The sequence below is a fragment of the Wolbachia endosymbiont (group A) of Anomoia purmunda genome, assembly GCF_947251545.1.
Taxonomy (GTDB): Bacteria; Pseudomonadota; Alphaproteobacteria; order Rickettsiales; family Anaplasmataceae; genus Wolbachia.
On sequence record NZ_OX366362.1, the window covers coordinates 1,351,324 to 1,371,367 of the forward strand.

Here is a 20,044-nt window from a genome sequence, read left to right on the forward strand (position 1 = left end):
ATGTTAGCATATAGATATCATTCCAATTAGTCAATATAAATTATGATGTTTAATGTTGAAAGCTCAAATACTCCTTTGCTTGGTCGGTTAGAACGCGTCCTCTTGGTGTGCGCTTTACAAAACTAATTTTGATTAAATAAGGTTCTACTGTTTCTTCAATATTGCCAACATCCTCTGATAGCGCAATAGATATAGTGTCAATTCCAACAGGTCCTGAGGTGTTGAATAAAAATCTTAGATAATGCACATCAAGTTTATTGAGTCCCATTTTATCTACACCTAATTTTAGCAATACAGAATCAGCGACTTCATAAGTGATTTTTTTATCATCTTTCACTTCAACAAAATCCCTTATCCTTCTGAGTAACCTCAAAGCAATTCTTGGAGTGCCGCGCCCACGGCAGGCAATTTCCCGCGCAGCACCCTCTTCAATTTCAGCAGAAAGAACTCTTGCGCCTCTTTTTATAATATCGACTAGCTCCTCAAAAGAATAAAACTCAAGATGCAAAGGAATGCCAAAACGATCTCTGAGTGGCGCAGAAAGTAATCCAAGCCGTGTAGTTGCTCCGATTAGCGTAAATGGTGGTAGGTCTATCCTTAAAGTGCGAGTAGATGGACCTTCACCTACTAATATGTCCAAGCAAAAATCTTCCATAGCAGTATATAAAACTTCTTCGATGCTGCGATTTAATCTATGGATTTCGTCGATAAATAGAACATCTTTTGCATTTAAAGTGGTAAGCACTGCAGCCAAGTCCCCAGCTTTACTAAGTAAAGGACCAGAAGTTGCGCGAAAGCTAACTCTTAATTCTTTAGAAACAATTTGTGCTAAAGTTGTTTTGCCAAGCCCTGGAGGACCGTACAATAAGACGTGATCTAAAGCTTCAGTTCTCGTCTGTGCAGCGTTTATAAACACTTTTAAATTTTGTATTAAGTCTTTTTGCCCGACAAAATCATCAAGTTGCTCAGGCCTGATGTTGATATTGCGCACATCTTCAGTATATTCTTTACCGCACGATATTGATTTCATAGTGTTTTAAGCGCCATGCGAATAATATCCTTAGTGTCCAGGTTTGACGATTCGTCTTGTATTTTTTTTATCGTATCATAAGCTTTCATTTTTTCATACCCAAGATTGATCAATGCTGAAAGGGCATCTTCATTAATTGGATTAAAGTTATTGTTATTTATTTCTAGTTTACTTACTTTGCCACTCAATTCAGTGATGATTCGATTTATGAGTTTCAAGCCAAGTCCACTCATCTTGAGTGTTACTTTATCTTCATTCATAATTGCCAAAAACAGCTGTTCTGGAGTTAATTTACTCAAAATTGACATTGCAGTTTTATAGCTAACACCGCTTACTTTAACTAGCAACCTCAAGCACTGCTGTTCTTCTTTGCTTATAAAACCATATAGCTGAGTAGTGTTTTCTCTGTTATTTGCATAGGTTTCGATAAGTAATTTGATTCTACTTCCAATTGCACAAGCACTTAAAGTTTTGGCTGAAAGGTGCACTATATAGCCAACATCATTCACGTTCAGGATTATGTGATCACTGCGCACTTCATCAACTATTCCGCTTAGATTTCCTATCATTTTTAGTACTATATAGGGTTCAGTTTAAATACTCCTGGATCTTAGGTCAAGCAAACGAACATTATAACAGGGAAACGTGGCTAAAAAACCACTTGACAAGCTTTGCCGTTTCTATTCCCAATAAAAGTTTGTATGCAATAACACAGAAGCATGCACTGCTATTCCTTCATTTCTTCCAATAGAACCTAATTTTTCTGCAGTGGTTGCTTTGATATTTACAAATTCATCATCAATTTCTAATGCTTTTGATATGAATTTCTTCATTTCTACTTTGTAAGGCGATATTTTAGGCTCTTCACAAACTATAGTAATATCTAAATTAGACACGCTGTACCCTTTTTCCTTTGCTTTTTTAGCAGCAAAGTCAAGAAAGTGAGATGAATTGCAATCTTTCCATTCAGAGGAACTAGGAGGAAAGTGCTCTCCTATGTCGCCATATCCCAGTGCTCCGAGTATTGCATCAACGATTGCATGTATTGCAACATCACCATCTGAATGTGCTTCTATTGCCATATTGTGCTCAATTTCTACACCGCAAATTTTTATAAAGCTTTCAGCACCATTTTGAACTTTAATGAACTTATGTATATCATAACCGGCTCCGACACGAAATTTTGGCTCTTCAAAAAGAAGCTTTGCCATATTGATATCCTCTTTTGTGGTTAACTTAAAATTGCTTTTCTCACCTTTAATAATCGCAACATGTTTTTTGTGCTCTACCATTAGTGATGAATCGTCAGTAAATTCTTTGACTGATTGATGGCATGATAATAATTCTTTGAAATTAAAAATTTGAGGGGTTTGTATGGCTCTGAGCTTTCCTCTTGAAATCGTAGATTCAATAAAACTATTACTCACCAATGACATAGTGTCCTCAACTTCTATTGCTGGAACTACTCCTGTATATTGATCATTAATCATAGATTCAACCAAGTTATCTATCAGAACATCTGACACAAAAGGCCTACAAGCATCATGTATAACTACAAAATCTGGGTTAACTTTTTGTAAGCTTTCAAGCCCTAGTTTAACTGAATTTTGCCTGTTTTCTCCTCCATATATTGGACTTAGTAATTTAGTGTCTACACCTCCTGTCATCCAAGTAGCTTGACTACTTGTTTCTTTTTTTCTAGATTCCAGCGTCACGCGCTGGAAGGAGTGTACTACTGATTTTTCACTTAAATAATGGTTGGATAAGAGATCCATTGCTTCCCTATAAAAACTTTCATGGTCTCTATTAATTGCTATTCTTATGTAATCTATATATTGGTTAGCCAGAAATCTTTTAATTGTATGAAATAAAACAGATTTACCTGCCAGTTTTATATATTGCTTAGGAATCGTAGAATTGCATCTACTGCCTACTCCCGCTGCAACTATTAATGCTGCTATTTTGTATTTCTTGAATTTGTTAGCACACATGTTTATCACTTTTAGCGTAAGTGTATGATAGCAGGTTATTGATAGTTTTAAAAAAAGAGTGTATTATCTTAATTAAGATATAATACGATGCTAGAATGCACATTACTAAGTGTAATAAAGAAAATGAGATATACCTTATATTCTTTCATGGAATAGGGGATAATCATAAAAATGCTCAACAATGCTTACAGCATTTATGTGACAGAAATAGGCTAAGAGCTATTGCTCATACACATAAATATCCGGCTACATTCCAAAACTACATAACTTGTGTCATAGCCAGCTTTTTATTTCTCGGAGCATCCGTATTAGTGCCCGTTATAATATTACTTATGAATTCAATAACACCTAGAACAGTTGGTTTAGCAGGCTTAGCTGCTCTAATTTGCATTTTTTCATCCATAATGCTTATTATTATTCCCTTTATAAATAGAGATCAAAGTTTGCTTAAGCCCTCGATAGAAGAAATCAATAAATTAATGGACAAGGGTGTGAGGCCTGAAAACATTATACTTTTTGGCCATTCCTTTGGAGGAGCAGTTGCATCGGCAGTTTTGAAACACTTTGCAGACAAAAACGTTAAACTTGGAGGTGTTATTTTTACTAGCACTTTCAGCTCTTTTCATACAGCAATAGGGCATTTTCCGATCCCTCAAGCAAAAATTTTAAGTATGTTGCCCTCATCCATTTTTAAAAAATCGCTAAAGGCTTTAGATCTAGATTTTGATTTAGTGAACGATATACGAAAGTTGCGAGATGAGGGAAAATTGAATATGCCAATAGTAGTTATTAATAGCAAAGGAGATTACTTAATACCACAACCTGCACAATTGGCACACGCAATAGAAAATGATGTATTGCTACGTGGAAAATTGATCAAGACTGTTAATTTGAAAGGGTGTGAAAATGATCCACATAACGGAGTTTTATCTAGTTGTGAATTGAATGAAAATTTGACTGATCTAATACTTAATAAAATTGATAAAACAATGAATAGATAGTATTTACAATAAACTGTATATTTTTCAGTAAATTGACTATGCTAAAAGCATGCAAAAACGTCATATAACTATTTGTTTTATACTGCTTTTTATAATAGGGATGTTATTCCTGATGCGTCCTATGATTTTTCCATGTTTAATATCTATTATTATTGCATATTTGTTTAATCCGCTAGTAGTCAAGTTTGAAAAGTATAGAATACCACGTTCATGTTCTGTAATTTTTATAATACTTGTTTTATTAATAGCTTTTATACTAGTCATAACATTTGTTTTACCTATTATATATGTTCAAATTACTTCAATATTAAATTTCTTAGTGAGTAAAGTGCCTTCATTAAAGCTTAAAGTAATCCCCTCTGTATTAGAATTTCTTAATATAAAAATCGAGGATAGCTTATTTGATCACTTATCTAAAAATCTAGCAGAAAATTACAGCAACTATGTATCTTATTTCATGAATGCTCTTGATATTGCTAGTAACTTTATAATCCAAGTGTTAAGTTCAAGCTTTAGCTTGATTCACACAGTATCATTAATGGTGATTACTCCTGTAGTGTTTTTCTATATATTACGTGATTGGCCTTTAATTATAGAAGAAGCTAATAAATTAATCCCTATTCCTTACAGAGGAAAAATTGCAGATTATTTTTCCAAAGTGGATTTCATTATATCTAATTATCTAAAGGGGCAGGTAAATGTATGTATTGTCATGATGGTCTTTTACTCTGTGAGCCTGAGCATAATCGGATTGGAACACTCTATTGTTATTGGAATTTTATCAGGAATGTTAACGTTCATACCTTACGTAGGGCCATTATTATATACCATTATTGGGTTTTTGAGCGCTATCACTCAATTTAGTGGATGGTTTGAAAGTGCTGCTGTTTTGCTATTATTTGGTGTTGGGCAATTAATAGATTCAAACATATTAGTTCCTTTATTAATAGGAAAAAAAGTTCATATACATCCAACTGTAATTATTCTGGGAATTACTATATGCGCTTCATATTTTGGATTTATAGGTATATTACTTTTTATTCCAATAATAGCAATGTTCAATGTATCAGTAGAATATGCAATCAATAAATATTTTAAAAGTGAGCTTTATAAAAACGGCTAACAGACCTTTTGCATAATCAATTTATGGTAAGAGGAGAAATGAGCCCAGAATACCTGAGATATTTGAGGAGCGTAAGTAAATTTCTGCGCAAAAATTACTACCAGAAAGAGGTTACGTAAGAGGTTCAACGTGCAATTAAATTTATTTAACAACAATCAAGCTGATTATAGTCGGCAAAATTACATCATCTTAGATGAAAATAAGCACGTGTATAATTCGGTAGTTAATGATTTATCTTGGAAATGTCTGATTCTTTTTGGACCTAAAAGCTCCGGTAAAACTCATCTTGCTCATATTTGGCAATCAATAAACGATGCAATTTTTATCAATGTGAATAACTTCGTAAGCGAGATTAGGTATAGCGATGCTTTTATTTTAGAAGACGTACAAAACATTAAAGATGAAGCAATGTTATTACATTGTTACAATTACATGAAAGAAAGTGACAAGAGGCTGCTAATCACTTCTTCAATTTCACCAAAAAAGCTTAACTTCAAATTAAGAGATTTAAGTTCTCGAATATTATCAACTATCAGCGTAAAAATTTTGCCTGCAAGCGAGGAATTATTAAGAATTATGCTAATAAAACGATTTTCAGATAAACAGTTAAAAATTGATTTAAAAGTGATTAATTATATTTTAGCAAGAATAGAACGTTCTTTCTATAGCATTGATAAAATTATAGAGAAGATAGATAATGAATCTATAGGATCGAATGTGACCGTTTCTTTTATTAGCACTTTATTAAAAAAAGATGCCATTTGATTTCTTCTTTTGTAAAGGTATATATTAAAAATTTATTAACATCCATAACACTAACGTAATTGAAATCTCTATCTGTCCATGTTAGAATTATAATAAATGTTATGTTATAATAAATATAGATAGATACAGCTAAGAAGTATTCTATATTTATAGTAGAGCTCACTTTATAAGGTGTTTTTTATAGATTTAACGTTATAATTTAACTATGATAAGAGTAAGATTAAATTTAAGAAAAAGGTTAAAGCAAAAGTTTGCGATGTTCACTCTATTGATAAATGCTTTATTTGTCTCATATTTTCTCATAAGAAACACAGGGAACACTTCTAATCAAATTATAGCCAGAGAAATAAATATAGGAGCTGATAATGAAAAATAAACAGTCACAAAATAAAAAAGAAAATCTTTACATAACATATTACATAGATGCTTTAGCTTCAGAGAGGTCCGCTACACAAAATACTCTGGAAAGTTATCGTTCGGATTTACACCAGTTTGAAGAATTTTTATTGGAAAGCGGCACTACCTTGGTTGGTGTAAACAAAACCAATATTAAAGATTATGTGAAATCTTTATGTACACAAAAAAAATATAAAAGTAGCTCTATATCAAGAAAAATATCCGCTATGAAAAATTTTTACAAGTGTCTATTTAATGACGGAATAATAGATTTTAATCCAGCACCGGCTAATGATGCTGAATTAAAGAATCCAAAAGTTTCTCGTCCTTTGCCTAAGTATTTAAGTGTCGAAGAAATATTTTTGCTAATGGACACAGTGAGAAAATCAGCAAGCGAATCGAATAAAGAGATAAGCAGTAAAAGGCTATGTGCGATTTTAGATATCCTTTACTCTTCTGGAATGCGTGTTTCTGAACTAATTAATATGAAGTTATGTGAAGTGTCACATTTAATAAACAGTAATAATAAAGAATGTTATATAATAATAAAAGGAAAAAGTGGTAGAGAAAGGCAAATCCTTTTTAATGAACAAGCATTGCAAAGCCTTAAAAATTATTTATCAGTCCGTGACAATCTGCTCTCTAACAGAAAGGAGTCTGATTGGCTATTCCCAGGTGATAAACCTAATAAACCAATTACAAGGCAGAGGGTCGGTCAATTAATGAAGGAGTTAGCAAGAAAATGCAATATTGATGAAAATAAGATCTCTCCACACGTGATTAGGCATTCTTTTGCTACCCATCTACTGGATAGCGGAGCAAATATTGTGTTGATACAGAAAGTTCTTGGCCATACTAACCTTTCTACAACACAAATATATACTCATATTGCTAACGAAAAGTTAAAGGACAAATTAGCTGATTCGCATCCTATTACTCAGATGATCAATAATTAAATTTATTGTTTTTAATTTGTAATAAAGTTAAATTTAAATAAATTTATGTGAGTTTGTGATTTCAAGTTTATTGTTTAATTTCTTCCTTATACTATGGGAGGTATTCTATACTTTCATTACTCTCCCTGTAATTTTCTTTCCTGAGTGTGTAATAACCATTTTCCTCGTCTATTCGGTGAGAGTTGTATTATTCATGCTGCATTTATTATGTGGCATTAAATATGAAGTGAGGGGAATGGAAAACATTCCTAAGCAACCTTTTATCATTGCATCTAAACACCAATCTCCATTTGAAACATTTATTTTTATACTACTATTTAGAAAAGCGGTTTTTATTTTAAAACGTGAATTGAAATGGATTCCATTCATTGGTTTGCATCTTATAGCGCTGAAAATGATTTTTATTAACCGTTCAGATGGTATCAGTTCTATACGCCATATAATCAAACTAGCAAAAATGCGTATAAAAGAAAATAGAAGCATAATAATATTTCCTGAAGGTACAAGAACAACTATAAACCAAAATATAAAATATCAACCAGGTATTGCTGCTTTATATAGCGTATTATCTGTTCCTGTGTTACCGGTTGCTTTAAACACTGGTTTGTTTTGGCCAAAAAGCATACTTTCTCTGAGAAAGAATCCCGGAAAGGCAGTAATAGAAATATTGCCCCCAATATATCCTGGGTTAAACAAAAATGAATTCTTGCAAAGTTTAGAAAAAATTATTGAAGAGAGAAGCAGTAGATTAACCATAGAAAAAACTGATATTGCAAATTAACAAAAAAACTTTATAATTAAAAGAAAAGTACAGTATTTTAGGTATTAATATATGGCAAATCATAAGAGTGCTAAAAAAATGATAAAGGTAATAGCAAAACGCACTTTAATAAATAAGATGCGGAAAAGTAAAACTCGTACCGCTATTAGAAAATTGGTTGATATAATCAAGTCTGGCGACAAAGAAAATGTTGTTCTGGCATTTCGGAATGCTGAATCTAATTTACACAAGTGTGTGAATAAAGGTGTTATTCATAGGAATACTGCTGCGCGTAAAATAAGTCGCTTAAATGCAAAAGTAAAAGCATTGATGACCGCTTAATACGGCTAATGTAAAGTTAACTGTATTAATATATACTCCTCAGTTTGTATATTCTGTATAAAATTTAAGTAGCTTAAGTGATGGATAAAAAAGTGCTATTAGAACTAAGTAATGGATTAAAAATCGAGCTACCTGTATTAAGCGGAACAACAGGTCCTGATGTGTTAAATATCAAGGATTTATATAAGATGACAGGATTATTCACTTACGATCCAGGGTTTGTTTCCACAGCTTCATGTTCTTCTTCGATTACATTTATTGATGGAGATGAAGGAGTTCTTAAATATAGGGGACATAATATAGCTGATTTGGCAGAGAATAATAATTTTACTGCTGTGATTTATTTATTGCTCTATGGTGAACTACCCAGTTCAGAGCAACACAAAGAATTTCTTCTCAAAATACAAGAATCATCCAAAGTATCAGAGCAAGTTACAAATGTAATTAAAGCATTTCCAAAGACTGCTCACCCTATGTCGATTTTAATTGCATGTTTTGCAAGTTTGTCAGCATCTTACCATGAAAAGCATGGCAACAGTGTCAATAGTGAAGATCTAGATTTTGGAATTTCTGCAATAGCGCAAGTTCCTGCAATTGTTGCAATGATTTATAGGCATATCAACAATCAGGAATTCATAAATGCTAACCATGAATTAAGTTACAGTGAAAATTTCTTAAAGATGATATTTGGCGATGCTGTTGATAATGATAAAAGCGCCCTTTTTGCAAAAGCTCTGGATAAAATATTTACTCTCCATGCTGATCATGAACAGAATGCTTCTACGGCGGCTGTCAGATTGGTGGGATCGGCTGGTTCTAATCTATTTGCAAGCCTCTCTGCAGGAGTTACTACACTTTGGGGACCAGCACATGGTGGAGCTAATGAGGCAGTTATAAATATGCTAAAAGAGATAGAGCAAAGTGGAGATATAGACAAATTCATCGAAAAAGCTAAAGATGATAAAGATCCATTTAAATTGATGGGATTTGGACATCGTGTTTATAAAAATTATGATCCGCGCGCGCGTATATTGAAAGATGCTTGCCATGAGGTTCTAAGTAAACTAGAACAAAATAATGAACTGCTTAAAATTGCAAAAAAACTTGAAGAAATAGCTTTAAAGGATGAATATTTTATCGTGCGTAAGTTATATCCAAATGTTGATTTTTACTCAGGTATAATAATGAATGCTATCGATATCCCTTCAAGTATGTTCACGCCCATTTTTGCACTTGCAAGAACCACTGGTTGGGTTACTCAGTGGTATGAAATGATAAATGATAAAGAAACTAAGATCTGTAGACCAAGGCAACTCTATTTTGGTAAATAAATTTATTTTCACTTCATTAGACTTCTTGTATAACCTAAACTAAGTAGAAAAAAGGTACCATCCGAGTAGCTAACACTGGCTTCTTTACGACGGAAGTGCCCAGAGGCAGTGCCCAGACACTGGAATTCAGGAAACTTAATTGCAAGTAATGCATTGGGTTTGGTGAGTATAGGTTTTGCGTTATAGAATGAAGCACTTTTGGTGAATTTGTAAAGAAAACTAGATTCCAGACGGCTTTGTTGCATCGCACCTTATGCGGTAGTAATTTACGATAAATTCATGTAGCCATTTCGAATTTAGCCATACCAATGTCAGTAAATTGATTAAGCAAATAGCACTTAATCAGCAATTCTTTTTCACGATTTACTTCGGATTTATTCCTAAAGCTGAATCCAAATATTTGCTTTAATCTTGAGAAAAATCCTTCAATGTGAGCTCTCTTTCCATAATTTACTTCTTCTTTCCATCTTTTTATACCATTCTCACCATGTAATTTCATTAACTGAATAGCGGCATTTCTATCAAGCATATAATCTATTTCTGGATGTTCTGCCGCATTGTTTATTGGTGGAATTTTTGTCTTTATATCTATTTTCTTTGCTGTGTGTTGTTGTATATACTAATTCCTGTACTGTCTATAGCAATTTCGATATCTTCCATGTTATTTTCTGCAATCATTGATCTTAATATTAAGTTTCTTTTGATGTTTGTGAATAGCTGATAACCTGCAAATTTTTTTCCTATTTGTTCAATGTATCCCTCTAACAATCCCACTCAAACCTATTCTGAATAGATGGGTTATTATATGTGTCAAAATCACCACTTTATTATTGTAAATATTGTTGCCACCCTGCATTTTTGGCCCAATTTCATACCAATTTTCTATGGCTTCGTTGATATAATGAAAAATATTTCCTCTTTTTTCTAGAAATTTGTTATATTCGCTATGGTTACTGACTCTCATTTTTTGTGGCATATTTTTTCTTCAAAGGTTAAATGGCTATTTTATAATGAATTTTGTCAGTAATCACTAGTTTTTCTGCTGCTATGTGACAAAGCCACTGGGATCCAAAAAAATTGACTGTAAATAAGCATGCTGTTTCGATGAAATTGTGTAATAGAAACTAGATTCCAGTGTCAGCTACTTGCATGACACCAGGTTTACGTTTATAAATTAAGGCAATTATGCTAAAAGAATTTGAAATTGAACCTCTGTTAAAAGATAAAGATCCGCACCAGACCAAGGCTATTGTTGCAATGTCCGGGGGAGTTGATAGCTCCGTTGCTGCAGCACTGCTACATAACCTTGGGTATCAGGTGATAGGTGTGACTCTTCAACTTTATGGCACTGATGGCAATGCTAACGCAAGAAAAGGCGCATGTTGTGCTGGACAGGATATTTACGACGCTAAGCGTGTAGCTGAAAGTGTTGGCTTTCCTCACTATATTTTAAACTATGAGGAAATATTCAAAAAGGAAGTAATAGAGGATTTTGCGAGTACCTATATGCGTGGGGAAACTCCCATACCATGCGTGAGATGTAACCAAACGGTAAAATTTCGTGATCTATTGCAAGTTACAAAAAATCTTGGTGCGGATGTGCTCGTAACAGGACATTACGTGAGAAGGTTAGAAAAAAATGGTGAGGTAAAGTTGTGCAGAAGCATTGATAAAAGTAAAGATCAAAGTTATTTTTTGTTTGCAACAACTGAGGAGCAGTTAAAGCTTTTGCGATTTCCACTAGGTGGGTTCTATAAAAGTGATATAAGAAAATTAGCAAAGTATTTCAGCTTACAAATTTCTGAAAAGCCAGACAGTCAAGATATATGCTTTGTTTCCGAAAGCTATAGTAAAACAATAGCTAAATTAGCTCCACAATCTGTACAGAAAGGTAAAATAGTGGATGTTAATGGAAAAGTGCTAGGTGAGCACAGTGGCATAGTAAATTTTACAGTGGGGCAAAGAAAAGGCTTAGGTGTTGGGTACAGTGAACCTCTTTACGTGATAAAAATTAATACAGAGAATAATGAGGTTATAGTAGGTCCGATCAACGCATTAATGCAAAAAAAAATATTGATCAAAGAGTTAAATTGGTTAGAACAACCAAAGGAAGGTATGGAAGTAACTGTGAAGCTGAGATCATCACATGCGGGAAGTTTAGCAACAATACATTCAACTGACGAAAAAAATAAAGCCTGTGTCATTTTAAACGACGATTACTTTGGCATCAGTCCAGGTCAAGCCTGTGTAGCGTATAAAGATGAGCAAGTAATTGGCGGTGGATGGATATGTTCTTAACTGAAAGCTTTAATGCAGAATGTAAACATACAATAGACTTCTTGCATAACCATATAACATTGGGAATAGAAACGAAAAAACTTCCTTGACAAACTCCGCCAGCCCCCTTATCATGAAACTCAAGGTATTCAGTTATCTTCATCTGTGCAGATTAAACAGCAAGAAAACAACGTAGTTGGCGTCTTATTTTTAATTTTTTGCACTATGTGCACCTTATGTCTTCACAACATTTCTGGGTTTTTACCTATATAAGCTGAAACGCGCTTATAAAGCGTTTAAGACAGTATAGTACGCCAATTTGCAGGATTAGAGAGTGACAATTAGCTAACATGGGATTTCTTTTGCCTTTTTTTCTGCTTAGTAAATTTCTTAAACATTTAAACTAAGGTGAGTTGCATTTAAAAGCAGCTAAATTGCAGTGTTTAAGACTTAAAAAAACGCCAATACTGAAAATAGATATTAACCGGGGCTTCTTTTGCCTTTTTTTTCGTTTGGTAAATTTCTTAATATTTATGGCTTAGGTTAGTTACAAATTAAGAGCAATATTCATGGAAATGGTGTCATTCCAGTGCTTGACACTGGAATCCAGTTTTCCATATAATCTCATTGAAAACGTTGTGTTTTAACAACCACTTTCTATGCTAGTTTGCTTGCTTACAAGCAAACTTTTCTGGATCCCAGTGTCTGGGCACTGGGATGACAAGAAGAGGACACTGCCGTCATAAAGGAACCAGTGTCAGCTACTTGGGTGATACCTTTTTCTACTTAGTTTGGGTTATGCAAGAAGTCTAATAACATTTATTGCTATTTTACCCTGTATCACTTATACTATAAAGTAGAACATTATAGGTTTTAGCAATGGTTAAGGAAGTTGAAGAATTAATAAAAATTGTTGGTAAGGGCAACTTATTAGAGACTTTGTTTATTTTTTTAGGTGGCTTTCAACATGCTGACTTAGATCGTTTTATGGATCACAGGAATCACATAGGTCTGTCTGCATTCATACAGAAGCAAGATGAACAATTAGATTACTATTTTAACTTAAAATTTAGTCTACAAGGGCTGTTTTTAATTTATGCTCTAGCTTATCGAATTCTAAGTGAAAACAATAATCTGAATACTAAAGATATCATAGATGAAATATATAAAGTTATTAAGGAGTCTAAGTTAGGTAAAGATATAAATGAAGTAGTAGATGGAAAAAAATTAGATTTACTTAACATCTTAGCAAATCCAAAGAGAGAACCAATATTTAAAACAGAAGAAGATTTTGAAAATAAAGTACTTACTGACGTTAAAAAATTATTAAATGAAAAATCTGATAGAAAATTTTCTTTTAATAAATTTGTTATCGGCTGTTACTATTCTATTCATCAAGATATAAAAGTAGATAAAGATGTGGCTTTATTGTTTTCTCTATTATCTTCTTTTAGCGGTAGTTATAAAGAACCTTTGTCATCTGACAAAATAGTAAAAAGAGAAGTACTAGAGCTAGATAAGAGCCAGTTAATAGCATTATTAGCTAAAATGTTAACATGTATCGATTTATCAAGTGAGAATAGATCTACTAAATATACGCTGAATCTCGAAAAGATAGGTAGCCTAAACAGAACATTTAATACGTTGGCAGATCAAAATAATCAAGATTTTCCAACCTTTAAAAGCATTGGATCAACCTTGAAGCAATTGCTAAAAAACCAGAGTAGTGATGAATTTGAACAATTAGTAACGAGCCCTGATAATATATACTACTCAGTGCCGCAAGAAGAGAATGAATGTAGGCCAAATCTTATCATCAGCAAGAAAAAAGAAAAAGACCATAAAAACATAATCTGTAAACTTATTTTAGGTATATTTGTATTGTCTATTGGGTTATATGTTGCTGATTATTTCCTTATGGAGCAAAAATTGTTCAACTCAATAAAAAATGTTTTGCCACAAGACAACCTTACTAACCTGATAGTTGCTACAGTGCTTACTATCGTAATAGTATATGCCTTATTTCAGTTATTGAAATCACCACAGGAACCACCACTTTCAACAGTCAATGAGACGACGAATGAAAACTTAGAACCGCTCCGTACAAAATAAGCTTAGAACTACATAAATGTAGCAACTTAAAAGCACATATTGTATAATGCTTATTCTTAAGTTAAGAGGTAATTTATGGATTTAAGTAAAATAACAGCGGGACCAAATGCGGTTAATGTGGTAATTGAAATAAGTGCAAATGCTGAGCCTGTAAAGTATGAATTTAATAAAGAGCTTAGGTTGTTACAAGTTGACAGATTTTTATCTACCTCAATGACTTATCCTTGCAATTATGGGTTTATACCAAATACCTGTGCAGGTGATGGTGATCCTGTGGATGTTTTGGTGCTAACTCAATTTCCCTTAGCATCTAGTGTTTTGATATCGGTGCGTCCAATAGGCGTATTACTCACTAAAGATGAAAAAGGAGAAGATGAGAAAATATTAGCAGTGCCTGTTTCCAGTGTTGATAGCTATTATGACAATATAAAGGACTATTCTGACTTATCTAAAAACCTACTAGATAAAATTGCTCATTTCTTTTCTCATTATAAAGATCTAGAAAAGGGAAAAACGGTAACAGTTGGAGAATGGGTTGGTATAGAAGAAGCAAAGAAAATCATTGAAAAAAGCAGAAATTAGTTTGCATTGATTTAGCCTGGAATTACAGTTATTCGGGAAAATGTTGTTGTTTTTAATGGGTAAATATTGGTATCCGTTCAGGATAGCGGCAAGGTAGTATAACCATAGAGTAAAAGTGAGTTTACAACAAATGGTGTCATCCCAGTGCTTGACACTGGGATCCAGTCCTTTCGCACAGTTCCATCAAAAACGTTGTAAAGGATTAACCGCTTTCGTGTTTACCAACTTAGTGCCCAATCTGGATCCCAGTGTCAAGCACTGGGATGACAAGAAAGGGAGCACTGGAATTTTTGTTTCAGTATTTGTACATTAGCCATGCATCTGAACAGATACAAATATTGCAATTAAAAGCATTAGACAGGCGGTAGAGGTCTTGGTATTATATAATCTTTAGATGATAAATTTCTAAATTTGGAAGGGTGGCCGAGCGGCTGAAGGCGGCGGTTTGCTAAACCGTTATACGATTGAAAAGTTGTATCGAGGGTTCGAATCCCTCTCCTTCCGTATACTGTTTTAGCACGGTCTAAATTCGCTATGTTGGCATGTTTTTAGCCTGTTTACCTGATCTTGTTGCAATGGTTTTTATTTCCGTCTTTAACTATTAAAAAGTTGGCTAGCGTTGACTCAGTATTTATTATAGAATTAGTTATTAACTAAACAACTTTACTTGTATGTATAAAATACTAATCTTATTGTTGATAGTGTTGCCACTTAGGTTGCTTGCAACCGAGATTGAAATTATTGCGGATGTAAATGGCGAGCCAATTTCAAATTTAGATATCGAAAAACGCATCAACTTTATAAATTCATTGTTTGGCACTCAAAGTGTTAATCAAAAAGAAGCAAGGCCTCAAGTTCTTAGGGAACTAATAGACGAAATTATCATTACCAATGAAGCGCAGAGGCTGAATATAAAATTGAGCAACGAGGAGTTAGATAATGCTGTCATGTTATTTTTAACCCAAAGTTTTAAACTTAAGGCTAATGAAGTTGATCAATACATAGAGAAGCATAATATAGATCTTAGTATTTTAAGAAAACAAATAAAATGTCAGTTACTATGGAGCAAAATTATTGAAGTAAGAATTGTGCCATTTATTAATATAAGCGATAAAGAAGTAGATGATGTAAAAAGGCAAACAGAAAAGCCGGATTATCTTATCACGTTCCAAGAGTTTATAATTCCTGATCAAAAAGACAAGGACGTTTATGGTATAGCTGAAGATTTAGTAGAAAAATTACGTAATAGTAATAACCCAGAATCTCCAATAAAGATGCGTAAAGCAACAGTTAATTTAAGTCAGCTAAAAGGAAAACTCAAGAGCGTTTTAGAAGGATTAGAAACCAGCGACATAGGAGGTCCATTCAGTTTCAGTGAAGGTTACTCTGTTATAAAAGTAATAGATAAAGTACAACTTAATCATACACTGCTGGAAAGCACTTTAAAATTAAAACAGATTGTGGTTGAAGGTTCAGAAAGTTTATTAGATAATCTCAAGGAGCAAAAAGTTAATTGTTTAAATTTTGATAAATTGGCAGATAATTTTAAGCTGCCAAACGCAAAAGAATTTGAAATAAAAATGCGAGATTTAAACCCTGATTTACAGATTTTATTTAGTAAAACAAGTGTGAATGAAATAGTAGAATTGAGAGAAAATGGCACTGCAAAGTTGATGATGTTGTGTGATATCAAGAGTAATGTAGCGGATATAGAAGCAATTAAACAGCAGATGTACCAACAAAAGATTATGATACAAAGCAACCTGCTATTGGATAGTATGCGTAAAAATGCAGCTATCAGTTATCGGTATAGTTGAAGTCAGAGAGTGTCCTTGTCTCTGTCTTTGTGTGCGAAAATTACTTTATTCTATAAAATTTCAAAAAATTTGAACAAATGTAGTTAAAGTAGCACATGAAGAATATAATGCTAATTGGTGGTGGAGTTGGAAATGCAGTGTTATTTTCGATAGGGAAGGCATGTCTTGAAAATAATAACAAGGTTTTGTACTTTGCTGGCTATAAGAAGTTAAGTGATGTATTTAAACGAGCACTGATAGAGCGTGCATCAAATGCAGTAGTTTGGGCATGTGAAGAAGGATTGATAGAAACAAGCAGAGATCAAGATAAATCCTTTCATGGTAATATAGTTGATGCAATAGTCTCTTATCAACAAGGAAGATTAGGTATTAATTTGAACGTTATAGATAAAATTATCACTATTGGTTCTGACAAAATGATGAAAGCTGTGAATGAAGCTAGAAAAACAATTTTAAAGCCATATCTGAAATCAGGCCACATAGCAATATCATCAGTTAATTCTCCTATGCAGTGTATGATGAAAGAAATCTGCGCTCAGTGTGTGCAGCAACATATAAATGCGAAAACAGGAGAAAGGAGTTTTGTTTATAGTTGCAGTAATCAAGACCAGGATATGGAGTGTGTTGACTTTGATTTTTTAAGTGAGCGCTTGAAGCAAAATAGTTTACAAGAAAAACTTACTGCGAAATGGATAGATCATGTTCAAAGATATTAAACAGCACAAAAAGGAAATAAGAGAGCAATATAGAACTATAAGAAAAGATATTGATGAAAGTTATTCCAGTTATGCGGCAAATTCTCTTATTAATCTCTTTAATCAGAACTTAAGCTACGTTAAAGGCAAAACAATAGCAGCTTACATTCCAATGGATGGGGAAATAGATGTTGTGCCTTTGATGCATAGTTTACTCGATTTAGATTATAAAGTAGCAATTCCTAATAAAAATAAGTTACTAAAATTTGAGGAATGGAACGAAACAAATGAAGATGTAATTCCCGACACAATCATTACTCCTGTTATTGCTTTTGATGATCATTTTAATAGATTAGGTTTTGGCGGTGGTTGGTATGATACAATGATAAAAAAATTACGGCCGCTTGGAAAAATATTTATAGGTGTAGCCTATGAGAAACAATATTGTAAAGATTTACCTGTAGAAAAACATGATCAAAAATTGGATATTATAATCACTGAGATGTGTGTTAGATGTGGAGGTGGATTGCTCAAAAAAGTGGATAAAAAGGAGTAGCGTAATCCCACTTTCTAATAGTAATTTTTGCGTCAAAACGCTCCTCAAATGCATCAAAAACTTTGTCCTTTGGTTCCTTCTTCACTTACTCGTTCAGCACTTGAACTATCTAATTTAGGACTTGGCTTCATTTCTTTAACTTTATCATCAACTATTTTTTCCACTTTCTCTATTTTATTATTACCACTGGCCATAATTGCAGGTAGAAAATCTTTCATCAAATCTAGCAATTTCTGCATATCATCCTCTTCATGAGTACTATTACCTTTTTCCACAAGCTTTTGCATTCTTGAAAAATTTTTGATGGTCCCATCCTCTATTAACTCTTGTATAGCAGATCGCTTCCCTTCGTCTTGAAGCATTTTTATGATCCTTATTTTATTCTGGGCCTCTTTTGATTTTTCATCGTCTGTAGGGTATACCATATCGTGAATGAACTTTTTCTCTAATCTAGAGAAGTTAGTCTTTTCCCAAGTCAATTCATCGATCACATCTTTCACAAAACTTTTCACTGCTTTTCCGCATTCAATTGCACCCTCTTTTACTTTACCAATACTTTTATCTGCGTTTTCTTTTATTTCATCTCTATGCTGATATATGGCATAACCAATAGCAGCTATAGCCGCTATTGCTAAAAGCCCTAACAATGCTATTCCACCACCCACAAATGTGCCAGCCACTCCCCCTATTGCTAATGTACCTACTAATGCACCCGTCAATGTTGTAAATGCTGCTACACTTATAACTCCTTGAACTAACAACCGATTACCTAAAGCTTCAAGCTTTTCCTCCATCACTAGATTTTTACCAACTTGCTCAGCTAATTTTTTGAATTTCTCTTCTTCTGATAATTTTTTTGACATAATTGTCAAAAATTCAGCACTTTTATTGCCATTTAACAAGTCGATTACGTCTACCTCGTTAGCTAAATTTAGATTTTTTAGGTTTTCATCTTGATTCAGAAATTTTTTCCTTCTGCTTGCAAGGCTTCACTTCCCTGAATGATTTCAAGCACACCTTGAGCAAAGTACTCACTGTTACCAGTACCATACGCGTCAAGTTAAGGAAAAGGGTAAGAAAATTCAATGAACTTAAGGTGGATACTCTAGTTTTTCTATATCTATCTTTCACAGAAAATTGTGACCAGTCTGTGGTAAGTTTTTTCAGGAAAATTCTCAAATTATTAATTTTACTGCTTAACGCTAAAAACAACTCCCTAATCCTTCTTTTTAATTCAATGAATGCCTTTGTTAAACTCAGCTCTGTATTCTCTTTCAGTTTTATACAACCAACTATTCCATGAAATATAAGAATTGCGCACAATTTAGCGTATAGTTCACATAATACTCTGTATGGTTTTCCTTTAAGTTCGTCAAGCCTGATGTGACTCTTATACAATTTAAATAATAATTCAATCTGCCATCTTACCCTGTAAACTGTTAATACTTGTTCAGCGCTGATTTTACTCTCTGGAACGTTAGTTATGAATATCGACCAATCCAGCAATTTTTGATTCTTTTGAGAAGATGTATATCCATGTGATTTTGCTAACTTATTAGCCCTTCTTCTAATTATAGACTGTTCTTCAGTTAATTTTTGACATATAATTCTCACTTTAATTTTTACTTCTTTTCCTAATAGCACTTCCATCTCTAGAAGGGATTGACCTTCTAAACATTCCAACAACTCTATTTTTTGATTTGTTTCTATATCATATATATTGGTATCAGACTTATAACGACTAACAAAATATGCACCTGCTTCATCAATCTGTTTAAAAGAACTAGGCACAAAGTAGCACAAATCAAATATTAGCAAATCATTGGCTGATAAACCGTTCAGATAATCCCTATAACCTTGATCCGACCTTATTCCTTCTATTAAATTTAACTTATCTAGCGCTTGGTTCAGGTAATCAAAGACTAACTGCAGCTTTATTCCTGATTTGGTATTACTCTCACAATCTCTATAGCTACTCCCATATCCTTTGTACATATCTTCCATGCTACTGGGCAGGCTAATATAATCCAAACCCTGTTTTGTAATTTCTATCGAGTCTTCATTTAGCAATTGGCACATTGTTTCTATGCTGCAATCACCAACTCCTATGTTACCAAAAACCATAGCTTTTATGAATGATGAGCCATTAAGTTTTCTCTTTCTTTTTATAAAACCTACTGCAATTGATATTTCGTCTGCTTTTTCATTAAAGAATTCATTGAGGTCTTTTGATAAGCAAGCTATTCTGTCCATTGTAAGTTCTCTCATTCACATATCCAAGAAGAACTTATACCTTATTCTTTTCCTTCA

General features: G+C 33.2%; 18 protein-coding genes, 1 tRNA gene and 2 pseudogenes. 14 read left to right on the forward strand and 7 right to left on the reverse strand.

Annotated features, from left to right (window positions below; genetic code table 11):
• Positions 1-49 precede the first annotated feature (49 nt).
• The 3 genes from ruvB to ispF form a co-directional block, all read right to left on the reverse strand.
• Entirely contained in the window at positions 50-1,030 is a 981-nt protein-coding gene (gene ruvB, locus OPR57_RS06925) for a Holliday junction branch migration DNA helicase RuvB (RefSeq protein ID WP_265036417.1), read from the reverse strand.
• Complete coding sequence (ruvA, locus tag OPR57_RS06930; protein ID WP_265036418.1) at positions 1,027-1,599, reverse strand: Holliday junction branch migration protein RuvA; 573 nt, start codon at positions 1,597-1,599, stop codon at positions 1,027-1,029. The genes ruvB and ruvA overlap by 4 nt, the downstream gene beginning before the upstream one ends.
• A 111-nt stretch (positions 1,600-1,710) precedes the next feature.
• On the reverse strand, positions 1,711-3,021 hold the full coding sequence (gene ispF, locus OPR57_RS06935; RefSeq protein WP_265036419.1) for a 2-C-methyl-D-erythritol 2,4-cyclodiphosphate synthase: 1,311 nt from the start codon (positions 3,019-3,021) through the stop codon (positions 1,711-1,713).
• 95 nt (positions 3,022-3,116) lie between these two features.
• Here ispF and OPR57_RS06945 point away from each other — a divergent pair, with 95 nt between their 5' ends.
• The 7 genes from OPR57_RS06945 (at position 3,117) to OPR57_RS06975 (ending at position 9,695) form a co-directional block, all read left to right on the forward strand.
• On the forward strand, positions 3,117-4,022 hold the full coding sequence (locus tag OPR57_RS06945; RefSeq protein WP_458694355.1) for a PGAP1-like alpha/beta domain-containing protein: 906 nt from the start codon (positions 3,117-3,119) through the stop codon (positions 4,020-4,022).
• 49 nt (positions 4,023-4,071) lie between these two features.
• Positions 4,072-5,145, forward strand: coding sequence for an AI-2E family transporter (locus tag OPR57_RS06950; protein ID WP_320157490.1), 1,074 nt, complete (start codon positions 4,072-4,074; stop codon positions 5,143-5,145).
• A gap of 129 nt (positions 5,146-5,274) precedes the next feature.
• On the forward strand, positions 5,275-5,910 hold the full coding sequence (locus OPR57_RS06955; protein ID WP_265036422.1) for a DnaA ATPase domain-containing protein: 636 nt from the start codon (positions 5,275-5,277) through the stop codon (positions 5,908-5,910).
• A 365-nt stretch (positions 5,911-6,275) separates the two neighbouring features.
• Entirely contained in the window at positions 6,276-7,262 is a 987-nt protein-coding gene (locus OPR57_RS06960; protein ID WP_265036423.1) for a tyrosine recombinase, read from the forward strand.
• Between the two features lie 55 nt (positions 7,263-7,317).
• Entirely contained in the window at positions 7,318-8,043 is a 726-nt protein-coding gene (locus OPR57_RS06965; protein WP_320157491.1) for a lysophospholipid acyltransferase family protein, read from the forward strand.
• A 51-nt stretch (positions 8,044-8,094) separates the two neighbouring features.
• A complete protein-coding gene (gene rpsT, locus OPR57_RS06970) occupies positions 8,095-8,364 on the forward strand; it encodes a 30S ribosomal protein S20 (RefSeq protein ID WP_006279236.1) in 270 nt (89 codons plus the stop codon).
• Between the two features lie 80 nt (positions 8,365-8,444).
• Positions 8,445-9,695: a citrate synthase gene (locus OPR57_RS06975; protein ID WP_265037598.1), complete on the forward strand. Its 1,251-nt coding sequence runs from the start codon at positions 8,445-8,447 to the stop codon at positions 9,693-9,695.
• 8 nt (positions 9,696-9,703) lie between these two features.
• Here OPR57_RS06975 and OPR57_RS06980 read toward each other — a convergent pair whose 3' ends face one another.
• Together OPR57_RS06980 and OPR57_RS08210 are read right to left on the reverse strand one after the other, a co-directional pair.
• Complete coding sequence (locus OPR57_RS06980; protein ID WP_265036425.1) at positions 9,704-9,940, reverse strand: hypothetical protein; 237 nt, start codon at positions 9,938-9,940, stop codon at positions 9,704-9,706.
• A 32-nt stretch (positions 9,941-9,972) separates the two neighbouring features.
• Positions 9,973-10,671 (reverse strand): annotated as a pseudogene (locus OPR57_RS08210) (transposase).
• Positions 10,672-10,880: 209 nt separating this feature from the next.
• Here OPR57_RS08210 and mnmA point away from each other — a divergent pair.
• From mnmA to OPR57_RS07025, 7 genes are all read left to right on the forward strand, one after another.
• Positions 10,881-11,993: a tRNA 2-thiouridine(34) synthase MnmA gene (mnmA, locus tag OPR57_RS06995; protein WP_265036428.1), complete on the forward strand. Its 1,113-nt coding sequence runs from the start codon at positions 10,881-10,883 to the stop codon at positions 11,991-11,993.
• 858 nt (positions 11,994-12,851) lie between these two features.
• Positions 12,852-14,084 (forward strand): WD1261 family protein, encoded by a 1,233-nt coding sequence (locus OPR57_RS07000; protein WP_265036429.1) that lies wholly within the window; start codon positions 12,852-12,854, stop codon positions 14,082-14,084.
• A gap of 75 nt (positions 14,085-14,159) precedes the next feature.
• Positions 14,160-14,666: an inorganic diphosphatase gene (gene ppa, locus OPR57_RS07005; protein ID WP_265036430.1), complete on the forward strand. Its 507-nt coding sequence runs from the start codon at positions 14,160-14,162 to the stop codon at positions 14,664-14,666.
• Positions 14,667-15,079: 413 nt separating this feature from the next.
• Positions 15,080-15,170: transfer RNA gene (locus OPR57_RS07010), tRNA-Ser, on the forward strand.
• Between the two features lie 167 nt (positions 15,171-15,337).
• Positions 15,338-16,483 (forward strand): SurA N-terminal domain-containing protein, encoded by a 1,146-nt coding sequence (locus OPR57_RS07015; RefSeq protein ID WP_265036431.1) that lies wholly within the window; start codon positions 15,338-15,340, stop codon positions 16,481-16,483.
• 95 nt (positions 16,484-16,578) lie between these two features.
• Complete coding sequence (locus OPR57_RS07020) at positions 16,579-17,199, forward strand: ferredoxin reductase domain-containing protein (RefSeq protein WP_265036432.1); 621 nt, start codon at positions 16,579-16,581, stop codon at positions 17,197-17,199.
• Positions 17,183-17,734 carry a 5-formyltetrahydrofolate cyclo-ligase gene (locus OPR57_RS07025; RefSeq protein WP_265036433.1) on the forward strand — a complete coding sequence of 184 codons (552 nt, stop codon included), beginning with the start codon at positions 17,183-17,185 and terminating at the stop codon, positions 17,732-17,734. The genes OPR57_RS07020 and OPR57_RS07025 overlap by 17 nt, the downstream gene beginning before the upstream one ends.
• Positions 17,735-17,787: 53 nt before the next feature.
• Here the strand turns inward: OPR57_RS07025 and OPR57_RS07030 are convergent, their stop codons facing one another.
• Complete coding sequence (locus tag OPR57_RS07030; protein ID WP_265036434.1) at positions 17,788-18,636, reverse strand: hypothetical protein; 849 nt, start codon at positions 18,634-18,636, stop codon at positions 17,788-17,790.
• Between the two features lie 166 nt (positions 18,637-18,802).
• A pseudogene (locus tag OPR57_RS07035) lies at positions 18,803-19,987 on the reverse strand (IS4 family transposase); the annotation flags it as partial.
• Between the last annotated feature and the right edge of the window lie 57 nt (positions 19,988-20,044).

Coding starts and splice junctions, on each gene's coding strand:
- ispF (WP_265036419.1), bottom strand. CDS start 3,021: ATGTGTGCTAACAAATTCAAGAAATACAAAATAGCAGCATTAATAGTT.
- OPR57_RS06950 (WP_320157490.1), top strand. CDS start 4,072: ATGCAAAAACGTCATATAACTATTTGTTTTATACTGCTTTTTATAATA.
- OPR57_RS07015 (WP_265036431.1), top strand. CDS start 15,338: ATGTATAAAATACTAATCTTATTGTTGATAGTGTTGCCACTTAGGTTG.
- OPR57_RS07000 (WP_265036429.1), top strand. CDS start 12,852: ATGGTTAAGGAAGTTGAAGAATTAATAAAAATTGTTGGTAAGGGCAAC.
- ppa (WP_265036430.1), top strand. CDS start 14,160: ATGGATTTAAGTAAAATAACAGCGGGACCAAATGCGGTTAATGTGGTA.
- rpsT (WP_006279236.1), top strand. CDS start 8,095: ATGGCAAATCATAAGAGTGCTAAAAAAATGATAAAGGTAATAGCAAAA.
- ruvA (WP_265036418.1), bottom strand. CDS start 1,599: ATGATAGGAAATCTAAGCGGAATAGTTGATGAAGTGCGCAGTGATCAC.
- OPR57_RS06975 (WP_265037598.1), top strand. CDS start 8,445: ATGGATAAAAAAGTGCTATTAGAACTAAGTAATGGATTAAAAATCGAG.
- OPR57_RS07025 (WP_265036433.1), top strand. CDS start 17,183: ATGTTCAAAGATATTAAACAGCACAAAAAGGAAATAAGAGAGCAATAT.
- ruvB (WP_265036417.1), bottom strand. CDS start 1,030: ATGAAATCAATATCGTGCGGTAAAGAATATACTGAAGATGTGCGCAAT.
- OPR57_RS06980 (WP_265036425.1), bottom strand. CDS start 9,940: ATGCAACAAAGCCGTCTGGAATCTAGTTTTCTTTACAAATTCACCAAA.
- OPR57_RS06960 (WP_265036423.1), top strand. CDS start 6,276: ATGAAAAATAAACAGTCACAAAATAAAAAAGAAAATCTTTACATAACA.
- OPR57_RS07020 (WP_265036432.1), top strand. CDS start 16,579: ATGAAGAATATAATGCTAATTGGTGGTGGAGTTGGAAATGCAGTGTTA.
- mnmA (WP_265036428.1), top strand. CDS start 10,881: ATGCTAAAAGAATTTGAAATTGAACCTCTGTTAAAAGATAAAGATCCG.
- OPR57_RS06945 (WP_458694355.1), top strand. CDS start 3,117: ATGCACATTACTAAGTGTAATAAAGAAAATGAGATATACCTTATATTC.